The following is an 892-nucleotide window of genomic DNA, read 5'->3' on the forward strand; positions in this document are numbered from 1 at the left end:
AAAAGGATCCAATAGGATTTGAGAACTTTTATTTTGATAAATTAATCACAGCTTGAGCCGTTTTATTTCACTTTTTAAAAGTGAAAACAATTAACTTATCAGTCAGCTTTCCAAATTGTTAAAGAGCAAAGATTTTATACTTATCGTAATAAGTGAAAACCATTTTTAAATACACTCAAAGAATATACTTAAAGATGGTGGGCGATACTGGGCTCGAACCAGTGACCCCCTCCTTGTAAGGGAGGTGCTCTCCCAACTGAGCTAATCGCCCACAGTTTTCTGTTTTATAATATAAAACAAAACTGTGTATTTCTTTTCAAGAATGGTGGAGCTATGCGGGATCGAACCGCAGACCTCCTGCGTGCAAGGCAGGCGCTCTCCCAGCTGAGCTATAACCCCATCTTGAGTTTTAATTCTTTCATGGGAAAGAATGGTGGGTCGTGCAGGATTCGAACCTGCGACCAATTGATTAAAAGTCAACTGCTCTACCAGCTGAGCTAACGACCCAGTCTTTTTCTTTCTTAAGTAGGTAAGTTGCAAGGAAGTTTATATAAATAAACGACATACAGCTCAACGAATCATAAGGAGAAAATGGTATCCCGTAGGGGAGTCGAACCCCTGTTACCGCCGTGAAAGGGCGGTGTCCTAGGCCTCTAGACGAACGGGACACAGGCATATAAAAGTGTTGGGCACTTTTATATTTGCACTTGCAATTAAGCAGGCACAATTTCATTTTTACTTTTAATACAAAAGTGAAAATGAAAAATCTCTTTGCTTTTCTAAACCTATTTCAATCTGTGTGGACACTCATCAAAGCAATCATCGTTTAAGGAGGTGATCCAGCCCCAGGTTCCCCTAGGGCTACCTTGTTACGACTTCACCCCAGTCATGA

General features: G+C 40.6%; 4 tRNA genes and 1 rRNA gene. All 5 read right to left on the reverse strand.

The window, feature by feature from the left end:
* Positions 1 to 195: 195 nt before the first annotated feature.
* Positions 196 to 271, reverse strand: a tRNA-Val gene (locus AACW90_RS22880).
* A 52-nt stretch (positions 272 to 323) separates the two neighbouring features.
* A tRNA-Ala gene (locus AACW90_RS22885) sits at positions 324 to 399 on the reverse strand.
* A 32-nt stretch (positions 400 to 431) separates the two neighbouring features.
* Positions 432 to 507: transfer RNA gene (locus AACW90_RS22890), tRNA-Lys, on the reverse strand.
* An 85-nt stretch (positions 508 to 592) separates the two neighbouring features.
* Positions 593 to 668: transfer RNA gene (locus tag AACW90_RS22895), tRNA-Glu, on the reverse strand.
* A 159-nt stretch (positions 669 to 827) separates the two neighbouring features.
* A 16S ribosomal RNA gene (locus tag AACW90_RS22900) occupies positions 828 to 892 on the reverse strand; the annotation flags it as partial.

It is taken from the genome of Vibrio frigidus, assembly GCF_042465995.1.
Classification (GTDB): domain Bacteria; phylum Pseudomonadota; class Gammaproteobacteria; order Enterobacterales; family Vibrionaceae; genus Vibrio.